This window comes from Micromonospora sp. NPDC047762, from assembly GCF_043204655.1.
Lineage (GTDB): Bacteria > Actinomycetota > Actinomycetes > Mycobacteriales > Micromonosporaceae > Micromonospora.
In genome coordinates this window covers 209,995-227,375 of record NZ_JBIDCQ010000009.1, presented here as the reverse complement: position 1 = coordinate 227,375, position 17,381 = coordinate 209,995, and the positions used below count along the sequence as shown (strand labels likewise).

General features: G+C 70.7%; 13 protein-coding genes. 10 read left to right on the top strand and 3 right to left on the bottom strand.

Features of this window, described 5'->3' with window-relative positions:
- Positions 1-45 precede the first annotated feature (45 nt).
- The 6 genes from ACGF3C_RS26335 to ACGF3C_RS26310 all read left to right on the top strand — a co-directional run bounded on the left by ACGF3C_RS26335 (position 46) and on the right by ACGF3C_RS26310 (position 7,521).
- Positions 46-1,332: an ABC transporter substrate-binding protein gene (locus ACGF3C_RS26335; protein WP_393226173.1), complete on the top strand. Its 1,287-nt coding sequence runs from the start codon at positions 46-48 to the stop codon at positions 1,330-1,332.
- Between the two features lie 145 nt (positions 1,333-1,477).
- On the top strand, positions 1,478-2,245 hold the full coding sequence (locus tag ACGF3C_RS26330; protein WP_393226170.1) for an SDR family oxidoreductase: 768 nt from the start codon (positions 1,478-1,480) through the stop codon (positions 2,243-2,245).
- A gap of 94 nt (positions 2,246-2,339) precedes the next feature.
- Positions 2,340-2,951 (top strand): TetR/AcrR family transcriptional regulator, encoded by a 612-nt coding sequence (locus ACGF3C_RS26325; protein ID WP_357203488.1) that lies wholly within the window; start codon positions 2,340-2,342, stop codon positions 2,949-2,951.
- Between the two features lie 64 nt (positions 2,952-3,015).
- Positions 3,016-5,841 carry an AAA family ATPase gene (locus tag ACGF3C_RS26320; protein ID WP_393226167.1) on the top strand — a complete coding sequence of 942 codons (2,826 nt, stop codon included), beginning with the start codon at positions 3,016-3,018 and terminating at the stop codon, positions 5,839-5,841.
- 46 nt (positions 5,842-5,887) lie between these two features.
- Entirely contained in the window at positions 5,888-7,036 is a 1,149-nt protein-coding gene (locus tag ACGF3C_RS26315) for an acyl-CoA dehydrogenase family protein (protein WP_393226164.1), read from the top strand.
- Positions 7,037-7,056: 20 nt separating this feature from the next.
- Positions 7,057-7,521 carry a MaoC family dehydratase gene (locus ACGF3C_RS26310; protein WP_357258570.1) on the top strand — a complete coding sequence of 155 codons (465 nt, stop codon included), beginning with the start codon at positions 7,057-7,059 and terminating at the stop codon, positions 7,519-7,521.
- A 72-nt stretch (positions 7,522-7,593) separates the two neighbouring features.
- Here the strand turns inward: ACGF3C_RS26310 and ACGF3C_RS26305 are convergent, their stop codons facing one another.
- The 3 genes from ACGF3C_RS26305 to ACGF3C_RS26295 all read right to left on the bottom strand — a co-directional run bounded on the left by ACGF3C_RS26305 (position 7,594) and on the right by ACGF3C_RS26295 (position 11,068).
- Entirely contained in the window at positions 7,594-8,733 is a 1,140-nt protein-coding gene (locus ACGF3C_RS26305) for a cellulose binding domain-containing protein (protein ID WP_393226161.1), read from the bottom strand.
- 277 nt (positions 8,734-9,010) lie between these two features.
- Positions 9,011-10,009: an acetylxylan esterase gene (locus ACGF3C_RS26300; RefSeq protein ID WP_393226159.1), complete on the bottom strand. Its 999-nt coding sequence runs from the start codon at positions 10,007-10,009 to the stop codon at positions 9,011-9,013.
- A 21-nt stretch (positions 10,010-10,030) separates the two neighbouring features.
- Positions 10,031-11,068: a LacI family DNA-binding transcriptional regulator gene (locus ACGF3C_RS26295; protein WP_393226156.1), complete on the bottom strand. Its 1,038-nt coding sequence runs from the start codon at positions 11,066-11,068 to the stop codon at positions 10,031-10,033.
- Between the two features lie 319 nt (positions 11,069-11,387).
- Here ACGF3C_RS26295 and ACGF3C_RS26290 point away from each other — a divergent pair, with 319 nt between their 5' ends.
- From ACGF3C_RS26290 to ACGF3C_RS26275, 4 genes are read left to right on the top strand one after another with little or no spacing between them, the layout of a single operon-like run.
- Complete coding sequence (locus ACGF3C_RS26290) at positions 11,388-13,751, top strand: glycoside hydrolase family 3 N-terminal domain-containing protein (RefSeq protein ID WP_393226153.1); 2,364 nt, start codon at positions 11,388-11,390, stop codon at positions 13,749-13,751.
- Between the two features lie 10 nt (positions 13,752-13,761).
- Positions 13,762-14,751, top strand: a complete 990-nt coding sequence (locus tag ACGF3C_RS26285; RefSeq protein WP_357231563.1) for an ABC transporter permease subunit — start codon at positions 13,762-13,764, stop codon at positions 14,749-14,751.
- Complete coding sequence (locus tag ACGF3C_RS26280) at positions 14,748-15,659, top strand: carbohydrate ABC transporter permease (protein ID WP_357231566.1); 912 nt, start codon at positions 14,748-14,750, stop codon at positions 15,657-15,659. Before ACGF3C_RS26285 ends, ACGF3C_RS26280 begins: the two co-directional genes overlap by 4 nt.
- Before the next feature lie 47 nt (positions 15,660-15,706).
- The gene (locus ACGF3C_RS26275) at positions 15,707-17,344 is read left to right on the top strand and encodes an extracellular solute-binding protein (RefSeq protein WP_357231569.1); all 1,638 of its coding nucleotides are present in this window, start codon (positions 15,707-15,709) and stop codon (positions 17,342-17,344) included.
- Positions 17,345-17,381: the final 37 nt, after the last annotated feature.

The window sequence follows — 17,381 nt, the reverse complement described above, 5'->3', positions numbered from 1 at the left end:
ACACCGTTCCCCAGAAAACCGGACCGAGAAAGGTCGGTGTCTCCCATGCACCGTAAAGCGCATCGCGGCCTCGCGATCGCCAGCACCCTTGCCCTGCTCATCACCGCTGCCGGCTGTAGCGGCGACGACGGCCCCGGCTCCGGCGGGGCGTCGGTGCCGGGCGTCACCGGCACCGAGATCGTCGTCGGCACCCACATGCCGCTGACCGGGCCGGCCTCGGCCGGCTACTCGAAGATCGCCCCGGCGACGAAGGCGTACTTCGACTACGTCAACGCCAACGGTGGCGTGCACGGCCGCAAGATCACGTACAAGATCATGGACGACGGCTACAACCCGGCGAACACCCAGCAGGTGGTCCGCCAGCTCGTCCTCCAGGACAAGGTCTTCGCCATCCTCAATGGTCTGGGCACGCCGACGCACACCGGTGTGCTCGACTTCCTCAAGAGCAACCGGGTGCCCGACCTCTTCGTCGCCTCCGGCAGCCGCAGCTGGGACCAACCGGACAAGTATCCGGGCACGTTCGGGTTCAACCCGGACTACACGGTCGAGGGCAAGATCCTGGCCAACTACGCGAAGGCGAACCTGGCCGGCCAGAAGGTCTGCTTCCTCGGGCAGGACGACGACTTCGGCCGGGACAGCCTGGCCGGCGTGGAGAAGGTGCTCGGCGCCGGTGCCGTGGCGGCCAAGCAGACGTACGTCACCAGCAACACCAACGTGGCGCCGCAGATCGGCGCGTTCAAGGCGGCCGGCTGCCAGGTCGTCGTGCTCGCCACAGTGCCCGGCTTCACCGCGCTCTCCGTCGGCACGGCGGCGCGGCTGGGCTTCAAGCCGCAGTGGTTGGTCTCCAACGTCGGCGCCGACCACCCGACCCTGGCCAAGCAGCTCGGCGCGGCGGCGCCACTGCTGGAGGGCATGGTCGGCACCAACTACCTGCCGATGCAGAACGACTCCGCCAACCCGTGGATCCAGCTCTTTACGAAGGTCAACAAGGAGCACAACGGGGACGCGCCGTTCGACGGCAACACCGTCTACGGGATGTCGGTCGGCTATCTCTTCGTGCAGACGCTGCTCGCCGCCGGCAAGGACCTCACCCGGGAGAAGGTCCTCGACGCCGTGCAGAAGGGCGGCTTCCAGGGCCCCGGGCTGGTGCCGCTGCGCTTCTCCGCCACTGACCACTCCGGGTACGGCGGCCAGCGGTTGAGCCGGGTGAGCGGGGGAGTGCAGAGCTACTTCGGGCCGGCGTACGAGACGGACGAGGCGGACGGGGCGGTCAACGAGTACACCGTCACTCCGGCTGCGCCCCCGGCGAACGGGGTGCCGACCGTCTCCTGAGGCTCCGCAGCCCCGACGTCCGACCGGGCGTGGTCCCGCCTGACCACGCCCGGTCGGACGGCTGCGCGCGTGCTGCCGGCGCGGCCTGCCGGCCGACCGTCGAAGGCGTTGACCGATACCGATCGATGCTCCTACTATCTGCACCGTGAATGCATATTCGGGCCGGCTCGCGGGCCGGGTCGCCATCGTCACCGGCGCCAGTCGCGGGATCGGTCTGGCCATCGCCCAACGCCTCGTCGCCGAAGGCGCCCGGGTGGGCCTGACCGCCCGCCGCCCCGAAGGGCTGGCCGAGGCGGTCGCCACCCTTGACGGTCCGGCACACGCCCTCGCGGTGCCGGGCCGGGCCGACGATCCCGAGCATCGGGCCGCCGCGGTGCGTGCGGTGACCTCGGCGTTCGGGCCGGTGGATCTGCTGGTCAACAACACCGGCATCAACCCGGTGCACGGCCCGCTGGTCGAGCTGGACCTGGCCGCGGCCCGCAAGATCCTCGACGTGAACGTGGTCGCCGCGCTCGGCTGGGTGCAGGAGGTCTGCGCCGCCGGCATGAGCGAGCGCGGCGGCTGCGTCGTCAACGTCTCGTCGATCGCCGGGCTCGGTCCGGCGTCCGGCATCGCCTGCTACGGGGTCAGCAAGGCCGCGCTCAACCACCTCACCGCCAGCCTCGCCGTGGAGCTGGGCCCCACGGTCAGGGTCAACGCGGTCGCTCCCGGCGTGGTGAAGACCCGCTTCGCCGCCGCCCTCTACGACGGACGGGAGGCCGAGGTCGCCGCGCGGTACCCGCTCGGGCGCCTCGGTCTGCCGTCTGACGTGGCCGGCGCGGTCGCCTTCCTGGCCTCCGACGACGCCAGTTGGATCACCGGGCAGACCATCGTCTGCGACGGCGGCGTCTCGCTGACCGGCCGGGCCGGATGACGGCGTCGGCGGAGCGTCCGGAGCCGCTGATCAACGGCTGTCTAGACTCGGCGGTGCGTCGGGGGACGCCGTGGCGGTGAGGGGGCGAGGGCGGATGGACGCAGTCGATGTGGCGGGTCGGGTCGACGGGCGTACCGCCCGCGCCGAGCGCACCCGCGCCGCCATCGTCGAGGCGCATCTCGCGCTCATCTCCGAGGGCGACCTCCGCCCGACCGGGGAGCGCATCTCCGAGCGGGCCGGCATCTCGCTGCGCACCCTCTGGACCAACTTCAAGGACATGGAGACGCTCTTCGAGGCCAGCGGCGCGGAGGTGCTCCGCCAGCAGGACGCCGCCCACCGGCCGATCTCACCCGGGCTGCCCTTGGCGAAGCGGGTCGACGCGTACTGCCGGCAGCGGGCCCGGCTGCTCCAGCTCATCGCGCCGTCGGCGCGGGCCGCCCAGATGCGTGAGCCGGTCTCCGAACAGCTGCACCGCAACCGTCTCAAGCACATCGAACGGGTCCGCGACGAGGTCGAGGAACTCTTCGCCGTCGAGTTGGCCGAGGCCGGGGCGGGGCGGGAGCAGTTGCTCAACGCCCTGGTCGTGGCGAGCACCTGGCAGGCCTGGTCGATGCTGCGCTACGGGCTCGGTCTCGGCGTGGACCAGGCCCGCGCGGTGATGGCCCGGACCGTGGGCGCTCTGCTGGCCGAGGTCGCGCCCGACTGATTCCGGCCCGGCCCGATATCGCCCCCTCTTTCCATTCGGTTTCCGATGGGTAACACTGACAGGCATGGTTACTGCATCAAGAGTGCAACTAACCGTGCTGCGTGGCCGGGACGACGAGTGCCGGGCTGTCCGGAGCCTGCTCGACGGCATGACCAACGCCGGCGGTGCCCTGCTGTTGCGCGGGGAGCCCGGATCGGGCCGGACGGCGCTTCTCGGCTACGCCCATCGACACGCCGAGGGTGGCTGCACAGTGCTCGCCGGCAGCGGGCTCGCCGAGGAGGCTGCCCTGCCGTACGCCGGCCTGCAACGTCTGGTCGACCCGGTGCTCGACCGGGCCGCCGCGCTCCCTTATGAGCAGCGCCATCTGCTGCGGAGCGCGCTGGCCGGGGAGAGCTGCCCGGCCGACCGGCAGTTGACCCTGTCGATGGCGGTGCTCGGGCTGCTCAGCGCCGCCGCCCGGGACCGGCCGTTGCTCGCCACGATGGACGACATCGACCGAGGTGACCCGCAGACCGCGCAGGTGCTGGCGTTCGTGGCCCGCCGACTGCGGCACCTGCCGCTCGCCGTCCTGCTCACCGCCGACGTCACCGCCAACCTCGACGGGATACCGGCACACCGACTGCGCGCGCTGACCGAGCACGAGAGCCGCGCCGTCCTCACCGATCGACTCGATCGGCTGGCCGCGCGCGAGAGCGCCGACCGGCTTCCCGACCGGCCGGCCGGGTCGGCACTGACCGCGTTGGCCACGGTCGGCGGCGGCAACCCGCAGGCCCTGGTGGACCTCGCCGAGGTCCTCACCGCCGGGCAGTGGCGGGGCGAGGAGTCGCTGCCCGCCGCGCCACCGGCGGACGGAGCGCTGGGTCGCGCGTACCGCGCCCGGCTGGACCGGCTGCCCCCGGAGACCCGACGGGTGCTGTTGCTCGCCGCGCTCGACGAGGACGGCGAGCCGGGCACCCTGATCCGGGCCACGGCGGCGGCGGGCGCCGAGGTCGAGGCGCTCGCCCCGGCGGAGGTCGCCGGCCTGGTCCGCGTCGAGCAACGCGGCGTCACCTTCCCGCAGCCGCTGGTGCGCACGATGATCGCGGCCAGCGCGCCGCTCGCGGAACGCCGCGCGGCGCACCGACTGCTCGCCGAGGTGCTGGTCGCGGACGGGCAACGGCTGCGCCGGGCGATGCACCTCGCCGCCGCGGCCGCGGGTGCCGATCCGGCCCTCGCCGCCGAGTTGGAGCAGGCGGCGGTCGGCGGGTCCGACGGCTGGGCCGCCGCCTCGATGGCCCTGCGGTGGGCCGCCGAACTGAGCGACCAGCCGAGGCTGAAGGCCAGCCGTCTGCTGACCGCAGCCCGGTACGCCTGGGCCGGGGGACAACCCGACGAGGCCCGGTTGCTGCTCGACCGCCTCCGCGCGGTGGGCGTCGACCCGGTCGTTCGGGGCCGCGCCGACCTGCTCCGCGGCGAGCTGGAACTGCGCTGCGGCACCGCCTCGAGTGCGTCGGCCGCGCTGCTGGCTGCCACCGCGGCGGTGGACGGCACCGACCGTGCCCTGGCGTTGACCGGGCTGGTACGCGCCGGCGAGGCGGTCTGCTTCACCGGCGACCAGTACCGCTACGCCGAGGTCGGACGGCGGGCGTTGGCGTTGCGGCGCCCAGGCGACCCGCCGGCCCTGGAGGTCATGGGCTGTCTGATCGCCGGGGTGGCGGCGACCCTGCGGGGCGACCACGAGCGGGCCGGGCCCGCGCTGCGCCGCGCCGTGGTGCTGGGCGACCGGCTGACCGGTTGGGCGTTGACCCCCACCGCGCTCAGCTGTGCCGCGGCGGCCGGTCTGCTGGTGGCCGTGGACGGCGCTGCCCACCGGCTCGCCGAACGCGCGGTCGAGCTGGCCCGGGAACGGGGGGAGCTGTCCATGCTGTCGCGGGCGTTGGAGCTGCGGGCGGTCGCCGAGTACTGGCTGGGTCGACACGAGGCGGCGGCGGAGACCTCCCGCGACGGGCTGCGCGTCGCCCGGGCCACCGGGCAGGTCAACTGCGCCAACGTCCACCTGGGCATGCTCGCCGTCCTCGCCGCGATCCGGGCCGATCGGGAGACCAGCCTGCGGCGGATCCGTGAGATCGGCGAGTCGCCGACGCCGGGCAGCCGCCCGCACGCGCTCGCCGCGTGGGCCCTGGCGGTGCTCGACCTGGTGGACGGCCGGCACGCCGAGGCGGCGGACCGGTTGGCGTCGCTGTCCCGGTTCGGTACGCGCCGAAGTCAGGTCCTCGTGCAGGTGATGGCCACCCCGTACCTGGTGGAGGCGGCGGCGCACCTGGCGCACCGGCCGGCGGCGACGGCCGCGCTCGCCGCGTTCGACAGATGGGCCAGCAGCACCGCGAGCCCGTTGCGCCGGGCCCTGTCCGCGCGGTGCCACGCACTGCTTGCCCCTCGGGGCGGCACCGACGCGGAACGGGACTTCCAGGCGGCGCTGCGCCTGCACCCCACCGAGGCCGGCACGTTCGAGCGGGCCCGCACCGAACTGCTCTTCGGTCAGGAGTTGCGCCGCAGTCGACGCCCTCGCGACGCGCGGACACACCTGCACCAGGCCCGCGAGATGTTCAGCCTGCTCGGGGTGGAGTGCTGGGCCGAGCAGGCCACCACGGAGCTGCGGGCGGCCGGGGAGTCGATCGGTCCGCCGGACCTGCCCGCGGCGCGGTTGTTGACCGGCCAGCAACTGCGGATCGCCGAGTTGGTCGCCGAGGGCTCCACCAACCGGGAGATCGCCGCCCGGATGTTCCTCTCCACCCGTACGGTCGACCACCACCTGCGCAACGTGTTCCACCGGCTGGGTATCCGTTCGCGGACCGAGCTGGCCCGCGCGTTCACGGCCGAACGGCACGTCGGTCTGAGCTCCGACCGGTGAAGGCCCGGTCTGGACGCGTTTAACTATCACCGCTAGTTTGTGCGTCATGGACCTCACCCTCTCCGCCGAGCAGGCGGCGGTCCGCCAGTTGGCCGCCGAGTTCGCCGACCGCGAGCTGCTACCGCACGCAGCCGCCTGGGACCGCCGCGAATCGGTCGACCCCGCCATCGTCGGCATGCTCGGTGACCTGGGCTTCCTGGGGCTGACCATCGCCGAGGCCGACGGCGGTTCCGGCGGCGACCACCTCGCGTACTGCCTGGTCCTGGAAGAACTGGGCCGGGGAGACTCGGCGGTGCGTGGCATCGTCTCGGTCTCCCTCGGCCTGGTCGCGAAGTCGATCGCCGCGCACGGGAGCGCGGAGCAGCGGGCCGAGTGGTTACCAGGGCTCTGCGCCGGCACCGCACTCGGCTGCTTCGCGCTGACCGAGCCGGACAGCGGCTCGGACGCGGCCGCACTGCGCACCCGTGCGGTCCGCGATGGCACCGACTGGTTGCTCACCGGCACGAAGATGTTCATCACCAACGGCACCACCGCCGACGTCGCGCTGGTCTTCGCCCGCACCGGCGGCCCCGGGCACCGAGGAATCACCGCGTTCCTGGTGCCCACCGACAGCCCGGGGCTGACCCGGCGGGAGATCCACGGCAAGCTCGGTCTGCGCGGTCAGGCCACCGGCGAGCTGGGCTTCGACGAGGTGCGCGTGCCCGACGCGGCCCGCCTCGGTGCCGAAGGTGCCGGATTCCGGCTGGCCCTGGCCACCCTCGCCAAGGGCCGGATGTCGGTGGCCGCCGGGTGCGTCGGTATCGCGCAGGGCTGCCTCGACGCGGCGGTCGGTTACGCCGGGCAGCGCACCCAGTTCGGCAAGCCGATCGCGGGGCACCAGCTCGTCCAACAACTGCTCGCCGCCATCGCTGTGGACACCGCCGCCGCCCGGCTGCTGGTGTGGCAGGTGGCCGACCTGATCGACCGTGACCAGCCGTTCGCCACCGAGGCGTCGACGGCCAAGCTCTTCGCCAGTGAGGCCGCCGTCCGCGCGGCCAACAACGCGGTCCAGGTCTTCGGTGGGTACGGCTACATCGACGAGTATCCGGTCGGCAAGTATCTGCGCGACGCCCGGGTGGCCACGCTCTACGAGGGCACCAGCCAGATTCAGCAACTCCTCATCGGACGCGCGCTCACCGGCGTCAACGCCTTCTAGCACCTGTAGGGAGATCCGGCATGAGAGTGTTCACCTCGTTCGAGGAGCTGGCCGCCGCGACCGGCGAGAGCCTCGGGCCCGGTCCGTGGCAGCGCATCGAGCAGAGCCGCGTCGACCTCTTCGCCGACGCCACCGACGACCACCAGTGGATCCATCTCGACCCGGTCCGAGCCGCGGCGGGGCCGTTCGGCGGGACGATCGCCCACGGGTACCTCACCCTGTCGCTGTTGCCGGCGTTGGCGGGCGGGCTCTACCGGGTCGAGGGGGTGGCGATGGGCGTCAACTACGGGTTGAACCGGGTGCGTTTCCCCGCGCCGCTGCGGGTCGGTGCCGCCGTACGGGCCACCGCCACCATCGCCGACGTGTCGCCGGTCAGCGGCGGTGTGCAGCTGGTCGTGACGGTCACCGTGGAGAGCGACAGCGGCGGCAAACCCGTCTGCGTGGCCGAGACCGTGAGCCGGCTCTACGGCGCTGCGCAGCAGTGACCGCTCGACCCCGCGTCGGTCATCGTCCGCGCGGTGCCGAGCCGGTGTGACCCGGCACCGCGACGGTTGGTGTCAGGCGAGCGTGCAGGCGGTGCCGTTGAGGGTGAATGCGGCCGGCCGACCGGTGCCACCCGTGTGGGTGGCCTGGAAGCCGATGTCGACCGAGGTGTTCGGCGCGATCGTCGCGTTGTAGGAGACGTTTCGGGCGGTCACCGCTCCGCTGGACGGGGAGTAGGTGGCGTTCCACCCGCTGGTGATGCTCTGCCCACTGGGCAGCGTGAACGCCAGACTCCAACCGTTCACCGGCGTGCTGCTGGTGTTGGTCACCGAGACCGACGCGGTGAGACCGCTGTTCCAGGCGTTGATCGTGTACGAGACGCGGCAGTCACCGGACGGCGGCGGCGTGGTCGGCGGGGGAGTGGTCGGCGGGGGCGTGGTCGGAGGCGTGTCGCCCCCGATGCTGCCGGGCACCATACGGAGAGCGTCGTACCAGGCGGCGGCCATCTTGCGGTAGCCGGTGGCGTTCGGGTGCACCCCGTCGGCCAGGTCGCTGAGCGTCAGTGCGCGGTACATGTCGACCAGGTGTACGCGTTTGCCGGCGGCGGCCCGGCTCTGCACGATCCCGGGGATCGCGGCGTTGTAGCCCCGGACCTGGTTGTCCGCGCCGGACTTCGGGATGATCGTCGCGACGAACACGTCGGCGTTCGGGGCGGTGTTGGTGATCCGGTCGACGAGAGTGGCCAGCCGGGACGGGGCCCCGGACGTGTCGCCGTACATGTCGTTGGTGCCGATGTGCAGCAGCACGGTCCGCGGATTCGTGGCCCGCAACCAGTTCACCACGTTGGCGTCGATCTGGGCGATCGTCCAGCCGGAGTGGCCCTGGTGGTCGTGGTCGCCGAGGCTGGCTGGTCCGTTGAACTGGGAGCCGACGAAGTCGATCCGGTAACCACCGGACGTGAACCGCTGCCACAACTCGATCCGGTAACCGCCGGGGACGTTGAATCCGTCGGTGATCGAGTCGCCGAGCGGCATCACGCGGACGCCGCCGTTGGACTCCGCGTTGGCGGGAGTGGTCGCGATCGGCACGGCGGCGACAATGGCGGCGACGGCGGCCAGGGCCGTCCACCATCGACGAGCCCGCCGGGGCCTCGACGTCGGTGCGTTGCCGGTCGGTGCGAGAGGGACGGGTTGCACGAGCGTTGGACTGCGCATGGGACTTCCTCTGGTGGGGGTGCGCGACATCAGCGGCCACCGGGGAGACGGCTGCCGTCATGACGCGGTACGCGGAGGTGGGGTGCGCGGCACGACCAACAACCCGGACGTCTGCACTGGCGGTCGTGGCGGTGTACGGCGGGCACCGGCCGTCGAGGATCTGGCGGGTCGGACCGGGAAGCCGTGGCGGAGGTGTGCCCTGCACCTCGCCTGACGCACCATAGCGTGTTATCGCTAACACCGGCAACGCATCAGCATCCGACGATGCCTCAGGCCTTCAGGCCCGCGCTGGCTGGAGGACCGCGCCCAGCCAGCGCAGCTGACGCCGCACGTGCACGGCCTCGCCGCCCTCATGGCCGTTGAACGGGTAGACGTGCATCTCCCGCTCGGGCGGGACCGGCCTCCCGTTCGCGGTGCCGTAGTGGTTGTAGGCGGCGAAGGCGGTTCGCGGTGGGCAGACGGTGTCGCGTCCGCCGACGCCGAAGTGCGCCGGCGCAGTCGCCCGACGCGCGAAGTTCACCCCGTCGACATAGGACAGCGTGCGCCACACCGCCTCCTGGGCCTCCCGGTTCACCGCCAGGTACCGGGCTATCTCGCCGTACGGCGCGAGGTCGGTGAGCGCGACGGCCCGGCGCATGTCGCACAGGAACGGGGCGGTGGTCAGCACCGCGCTGAGATCTTCGACGAGACCCGCCACCGCCAGGGCGATACCGCCACCCTGGCTGTTGCCGACCACGGTGACCCGGTCACCCTCGACCCCCGGCAGCGAGCGGACCGCCTCGACCGCCCGCACCGCGTCGGTTATCAGGCGGCGGTAGTGGTAGGTGCGCGGATCGAGGATCCCCCAGGTGGCCGGCCAGGGCCCGCCGGGCGCGCCGTGCGGGTCGCTGGTGTCCCCGGCGCCGTGCTGCCCCGCCTGTCCCCGGTTGTCCATCAGCAGGTGCGCGTACCCGGCCACCGCCCAGGTCGGGCGTTCGTGGGGCAGACCGCGTCCGCGCCCGTAGCCGGCGTACTCGACCACGGCCGGCAGCGGTTCGCTGACCCCGGCCGGGCGGGTGTACCAGGCGCGGACCGGGTCACCAGCGAAGCCGGCGAACGTGACGTCCCAGGAGTCGAGCAGCCGCAGGTCGGTGGGTTCGGGGCGGACGTCGACGAGCACCGGTACGGCTGCCGCCCCGGTGAGCGTGTCCCGCCAGAACTCGTCGAAGTCGTCGGGTTCGGCGACCTCGGGTGCGTACCGCTGGAGGTCGTCGACGGTGGAGGCGGTGTGGGGCACGGGTCCTCGCAGGGGCCGGGGTCAGTGCGGATGGCCGGGGGGCGCGGTGCTCTCCCGGAGGACCAACTCGGTCACCAGGTCGATCCGGCTGGTCGCCGGCTCGTTCCCCCTGGTCAGGTCGAGCAACATCTGGGTGGCGATGCCGGCCATGTCGCGCAACGGCTGGTTGATCGTGGTGAGCGCCGGGTCGGTCCAGGCGGAGACCGGCAGGTTGTCGTACCCGATCACCGAGAGGTCCTCGGGCACTCGCAGGCCGCACTGACGGGCGGCCCGGAGCACCCCCATGGCCTGGATGTCCGACCCGGCGAAGATCGCCGTGGGTCGGTCCGGCCGCTGGAGCAGTTGCAGCCCGTGGGCGTGCCCCGCTCCGGCGGAGAAACTGCCGTAGCGGATCAGCTCGCGATCGACCACGATCCCGGCTTCGTCGTGGGCCGACTGGAAGCCGGCCGCGCGGGCTCGACTGCACAGCACGTCGGGTGGCCCGGAGATGATGGCGATCCGTCGGTGCCCCAGCTCCAGCAGGTGCCGGGCGGCGAGCAGGCCGCCGTTCCAGTTATTCGACCCGACGGTCGGCACTGAGGCCGAGGTGGCGCTGTCGATGTCGACGACGACGAACGGAATGCCCTGCCGGCGCAGGTGCTGCTGTTGGGCCTCGGCCAGGTGGGAGAGGACGAACACCACGCCCAGAGGGCGGTCGGCGAGTAACGCCTCCAACCATCGTGCCGGCGGGCGGTGCGCGCCGTCGAGCTGGGCGATCGACAGCCCGATGCCGGCCGCGGAGGTCACCGCCTCGACGCCCCGCAGGATCTCCATCGCCCAACCCGTGTCGAACTCGTGGAACACGAGGTCCACCCGGCCGCCGCTGGTCGCCTGTCGCCGGGCGCGGCGCTGGTACTGGTGGCGGTCGAGGCTCGCCTCCACCCGGGCTCTGGTGCCGGGGGCGACATCGCCGCGTCCGTTGAGGACCTTGGACACGGTCGCGACCGAGACGCCGACATCGTTGGCGATGGTCGCGATGGTGGTGGAGGCGGGTGGGTCGAGCGGGCGGTGCTCTGTCATCGCGGCCTCATACAACATCCGAAAGTTTCGGGCGACCTTAACATGATGGGACATTCACGCCAGTAGTTGCCGCACTCGGACTGCGCATTGGCCGGACATCGCGCGGCTCGTCGGCAACGGAACGCCGATCGTGGGCTCACCGTGTGCAGGAAACATCCCCTGGTAGTCCGATTGGGACACTTGACAGGCATCGATGGGGCACTTAGGTTGCCGAAAAGGTTACGCAGGTTTCCGGAAAGTTTCGGATCGTGAGAAACGTCCGCCACGGAACTGGTTCCACCAGGGCACGGGGATGTGGCCGGAGCTAAGGGGTCAGGGCATGAGAAGTCAGTCGCTCGGAGACGGCGGCGCCGCGCCGTGGCGTGATCAGCGGCTGTCGCCGACCGAGCGTGCCGACGCGCTCCTGCCGAAGATGTCCCTCGAAGAGAAGATCGCCCAGCTCGTCGGGGTCTGGGTCGGCGCCGACGCCAGCGGCGAGGGCGTCGCACCGCACCAGTCGGACATGATCAGCGAGTTGCCGCCGTGGAGCACCGTCATCCAGTACGGGTTGGGCCAGCTGACCCGTCCGTTCGGCACCGCCCCGGTCGACCCGGTGTTCGGCGCCCGGTCACTGGCGGCCTCGCAGGCGCAGATCGTGGCCGCCAGTCGGTTCGGCATTCCGGCGCAGGTGCACGAGGAGTGCCTCACCGGGTTCGCGGCGTGGCGGGCCACCGTCTACCCGACTCCGCTGAGCTGGGGCGCGTCCTTCGACCCCGAACTGGTCGAGGCGATGGCCGACCGGATCGGGCGGTCGATGCGGGCCGCCGGTGTGCACCAGGGCCTCGCCCCGGTGCTGGACGTCACCCGGGACTACCGCTGGGGTCGTACCGAGGAGACCATCGGCGAGGACCCCTACCTGGTCGGGACGACAGGTGCCGCCTACGTGCGGGGCCTGGAGCGGGCCGGTGTGGTGGCCACGCTGAAACACTTCGCCGGCTACTCCGCCTCCCGAGGCGGACGCAACCTCGCGCCGGTGCCGATGGGTCGCCGCGAGCTGGCCGACGTCATCCTGCCGCCGTTCGAGATGGCGCTGCGTCTCGGCGGCGCCCGCTCGGTGATGAACTCCTACGCCGAGATCGACGGCCTGCCCGTCGCGGCCGACCGTGGGCTGCTGACCGGGTTGTTGCGGGACGAGTGGGGCTTCACCGGCACAGTGGTGGCCGACTACTTCGCCGTACGGTTCCTGCAGACCCTGCACGGAGTCGCCGAGGATGCCGCCGAGGCGGCCCGGCTCGCCCTGCGGGCCGGGATCGACGTCGAGCTGCCCACAGTGGACGCCTTCGGCGAACCGTTGGTCGAGGCGGCTCGCCGCGGCGAGGTCGACGAGGCGCTGATCGACTGCGCGCTGCGTCGGGTGCTGATCCAGAAGATCGAGCTCGGTCTGCTCGACGAGGGCTGGCAGGAGCTGCCCGACGACGTGGCGTCCCTGCGCTTCGACGACGAGGCCAGCCAGGACATCGCCCTTCGCCTGGCCCGGGAGTCAGTCGTCCTGGTGCGCAACACCGGCGTCCTCCCGCTGGCCGTGGCAAGCCGGGTCGCCCTGGTCGGCCCGGTCGCCGACGACCCGATGGGCATGCTCGGCTGCTATTCGTTCCCCAACCACGTGGGCGTCAACCACAGCGACTTCGGGCTCGGCCTGGCCATCCCCACACTGCGCGACGAGTTGGCCCGGCGCGTCCCGATGCTCACCCACGAGCCGGGGTGCACCGTCACCGGTGACGACACCTCGGGCATCCCGGCCGCGGTCGCTGCTGCCGCCGCCGCCGACGTGTGCGTGCTGGCCGTCGGCGACCGGGCGGGAATGTTCGGCCGGGGCACCTCCGGTGAGGGCTGCGACGCCGTCGACCTGCGACTACCCGGCGTGCAGAGCGACCTCGTCCGCGCCGTCCTCGCCACCGGCACCCCTGTCGTCCTGGTCCTGATGACCGGCCGCCCGTACGCGCTCGGCCCGGAGTTCGACGACGCGGCGGCCGTGGTGCAGGCGTTCTTTCTCGGCCAGCTCGGTGGGCAGGCACTCGCCGAGGTGCTCACCGGCGCGGTCAACCCCTCCGGACGGTTGCCGGTCAGCGTGCCCCGCGACGCCGGCGGGCTGCCGAGCACCTACCTCGCGCCACCGCTCGGCCGGCGCAACAAGGTCTCCTCGATCGACCCGACCCCGGCGTACCCGTTCGGCCACGGGCTGAGCTACACCACCTTCGATTGGTCCGACGCCACAGTGGTCGAACCGCGTGAAGATCCGACTGCCTGGCCGGTCGACGGCGAGGTACGGGTGCGGATCACCGTCGCCAACACCGGTGAGCGGGCCGGCACCGAGGTCGTGCAGCTCTACCTGCACGACCCGGTCGCGCAGACCACCCGTCCGGTGGTCCGGCTGATCGGTTACACCCGGCTGCCGCTGGCGGCCGGCGAGGTGGCGCACGTGACGTTCGGCGTACCTGCCGACGTGGCGTCGTTCACCGGGCTGACCGGCAGACGGATCGTCGAGCCCGGCGACGTCGAGCTGCGGTTCGGCCTATCCAGCGGCGAGGTGGCGGCGGCCCTGCCGCTGCGACTGGTCGGCACCGAACGCCAGGTCGGTTTCGAGCGGGAACTGCTCACCTCGGTGTGGATCGAGCCCCTCGTGGCCGTTGCGCAGTCGGCATAGGAGGCCACGGATGACATCCACCCTGCGGCCACCGCCGCCGGCGCCGCCGAGTCCTCCGCAGCGGGCGCAGAGCCCTGCCCCGCGCTCGCCACGACGCCGTCGCAGTTGGCGGCAGGCACTGCGCCGGGACTGGCAGCTCTACTCCCTCGCCATTCTGCCGCTGCTGTTCTTCCTGGTGTTCCGGTATCTGCCGATGATCGGCAACATCATCGCGTTCCGTCGGTTCAAGCCGGGCGGCAGCATCTTCGGTGAGTACTGGGTCGGGCTGCGCTACTTCCGGATGTTCCTCAGCGACCCGACGTTCTGGGAGGTGTTCACCAACACTCTGGTGCTCGGGGCGCTGACCCTGCTGTTCTGCTTCCCGCTGCCCATCGTGCTGGCACTGCTGCTCAACGAGGTCCGGGCCCGCCGCTTCAAGCGCTTCGTCCAGTCCGTCTCCTACCTGCCACACTTCCTGTCGATCGTGATCGTGGCGGCGATGGTCATGCAGCTGACCTCGATCGAGGGCACGGCCAACCAACTCGTCAGCCTGTTCGGCGGCGACCCGGTGGCATTCCTGCAGAGACCGGAGTGGTTCCGCACCATCTACGTCTCGTCCGAGGTCTGGCAGACGGTCGGCTGGGGCACGATCCTCTACCTCGCCGCCCTCACCACCATCGACGAGGACCTGTACGAGGCCGCCCGGATCGACGGCTCCGGCCGGCTGCGCCAAACCTGGCACATCACGTTGCCCGGCATCCGCCCGACGATGATGACCTTGCTGATCCTCAACATCGGCAGCTTCCTGGCCGTCGGGTTCGAGAAGATCCTGCTGCTCTACAACCCGTTGACGTACCCGACCGCCGACGTGGTCTCCACCTACCTCTTCCGGATGGGCTTCCAGTCGAGCAACTTCAGCTACGCGGCGGCCATCGGCCTCTTCGAGGCGGTGATCGGGCTGATCCTCGTCCTGTCGGCGAACGTCATCTCCCGTCGCACTGTCGGGACGAGCCTGTGGTGACCTTCGGTACGAAGATCGACGCTCCGAAGACGCGCGGGCCGGACGACAGCCGGGGTTACCGGATCTTCCGCGTCGTCAACACTGTCGTCCTGCTCGGCGTCGTGGTCGTGACGCTGTACCCGTTCCTCAACATCGTGGCCCGCTCGCTCAGCGAAGAGGCGTACATCATCGCCGGCAAGGTCACCTTCTTCCCGCGCGGGTTCGACCTGACCGCGTACAAGCTGGTGATGTCCGACTCGATGTTCTGGACGAACTACCGCAACACTGTGGTGTACACGGTGGTCGCGACGCTCATCTCGATCGTGCTGACCACCTGTTACGCGTACGTGCTGTCGAAGCCGCAGCTCAAGGGGCGCGGAGTGCTCATCGGGGTCGCGCTGTTCACCATGTTCTTCTCCGGTGGTCTGATCCCCAACTACGTGCTGGTCACCAGTCTGGGGATGAAGAACACCATCTGGGCCGTGGTGGTCCCCAACGCCATCAGCGTGTTCAACCTGCTGGTGATGAAGGCGTTCTTCGAGAGCCTGCCGAGCGAGCTGGAGGAGGCCGCGGCCGTCGACGGGCTGAACACGTACGGCATCCTGCTGCGGATCGTGCTGCCGCTGTCGAAGGCGATCATCGCGACGATGGTGCTCTTCTACGCGGTCTCCTTCTGGAACTCGTGGTTCACCGCGTTCCTCTACATCGACCGGCAGGACCTGCTGCCGGTCACCGTCTACCTGCGCAACCTGATCGCGGGTGCCACCGACGCACAGCAGTCAGGCGCGGCCGAGGCCGACGTCGTGCAGGCCGCGGCCACACTCCAGGCCGTGACGATCGTGCTCACCACCCTGCCGATCCTGGCGGTCTACCCCTTCGTCCAGCGGTACTTCGTCCGCGGCGTGATGCTCGGCGCGGTCAAGGGATGACGGCGAGCGCGCGGCACCTCCGACCCCCACCATTGAAAGGACGAGCCATGCTCCACAAGACGTGGCGCCGCGTGGCGGTAGCCACAGCGGGTCTGCTAGCGCTCTCCCTCACCACCGCCTGTTCCGAGGACCCCGGTGAGTCGACCGACCTCTCCGAGAACCGGGTCGGCGCGATGGCCAACTACGGCATCGGCGACCAGTTCAAGGCCACCGAGGCTCTCTCGTTCTCCACCCTCTACAACAACCACACGTTCTACCCGCTCAAGGAAGACTGGCTGTTCTGGTCGGAGCTCACCAAGCGGACCAATGTCACGATCGATCCGGTGGCCGTGCCGCTGAGCGACTACGAGCAGAAGCGCAGCCTGCTGATCGGCGCCGGCGATGCCCCGCTGATCATCCCGAAGACGTACCACCCGCAGGAGAACGCCTTCGTGTCCTCCGGGGCGATCCTCCCGGTGAGCGACTACCTGGACCTGATGCCCAACCTCAAGGACAAGATCACCAAGTGGAACCTCCAGCCGGAGATCGACAACCTGCGGCAGTCCGACGGTAAGTTCTACCTGCTGCCCGGCCTGCACGAGAAGCCCACGCAGGACTACACGGTGCTGGTGCGCACCGACATCATGCAGGAGCTCAACCTGGCGGTCCCGAAGACCTGGGACGAGCTGTACACGGTGCTCAAGGCGATGAAGGCCAAGTACCCGAACGTCTACCCGTACTCCGACCTCTTCAGCAAGCCCAACCCGACCGGCGCGTTGCTGAACATCCTCGGCTCGGCCCACGGCACCCAGGCGGGCTGGGACTACCAGCACGCGACCTGGGACCCGGCGGCGAAGAAGTTCAGCTACACCGGCGCGTCCGAGCAGTACAAGCAGATGGTCACCTACCTGCACAAGCTCGTCGCCGAGGGCCTGCTCGACCCGGAAAGCTTCACCCAGACCGACGACCAGGCCCGCCAGAAGCTCGCCAACGGCAAGTCCTTCGTGGTCACCGGCAACGCGCAGACCCTGGTCAACAACCACCGCCCCGATCTGGCCAAGACCCTGCCGAACGCCAAGATGGCCAAGATCCCGCTGCCGATCGGCCCGGCTGGCGAGATCAACCCGTTCCCCCGGTTGGAGAACGGCATCATGATCTCCACGAAGGCTCGGGAGAGCAAGAACTTCGTGGCCATGATGCAGTTCATCGACTGGTTGTGGTATTCGGACGCAGGCCTGGAGTTTGCCCGCTGGGGCGTCGAGGGCACGACCTTCACCAAGGACGCGTCCGGCAAGCGCACGCTCAACCCCGGGGTCGACTTCCTCGGGCTCAACCCGAAGGCGCCCAAGCACCTGCAGAAGGACTTCGGCTTCCACAACGGCGTCTTCGCCTACGGCGGCACTCCCGACCTGGTTCGTGGGTTCTTCTCGCCGGAGGAGCTGGAGTTCCAGAAGGTGATGGACGCCCGCAAGCCGAGGGTGGTGCCCCCGCCGGCCCCGTTGAGCGACGAGGAGCGCGAGCAGGTGTCGCTCTGGGAGACGCCACTGAAGGACTTCGTCACCCAGAACACGCTGAAGTTCGCCCTCGGTCAGCGTCCGCTCAGTGAGTGGGACGCGTACGTGGCCGAGCTGAAGGCCAAGAACTCCGACCAGTACATCGACCTGGTCAACAAGGCGTACGAGCGGTTCCAGAAGAACAACGGCTGATCGGCGGGAGTCCGGTCGGGTCGCCCCTGGCGCGGCC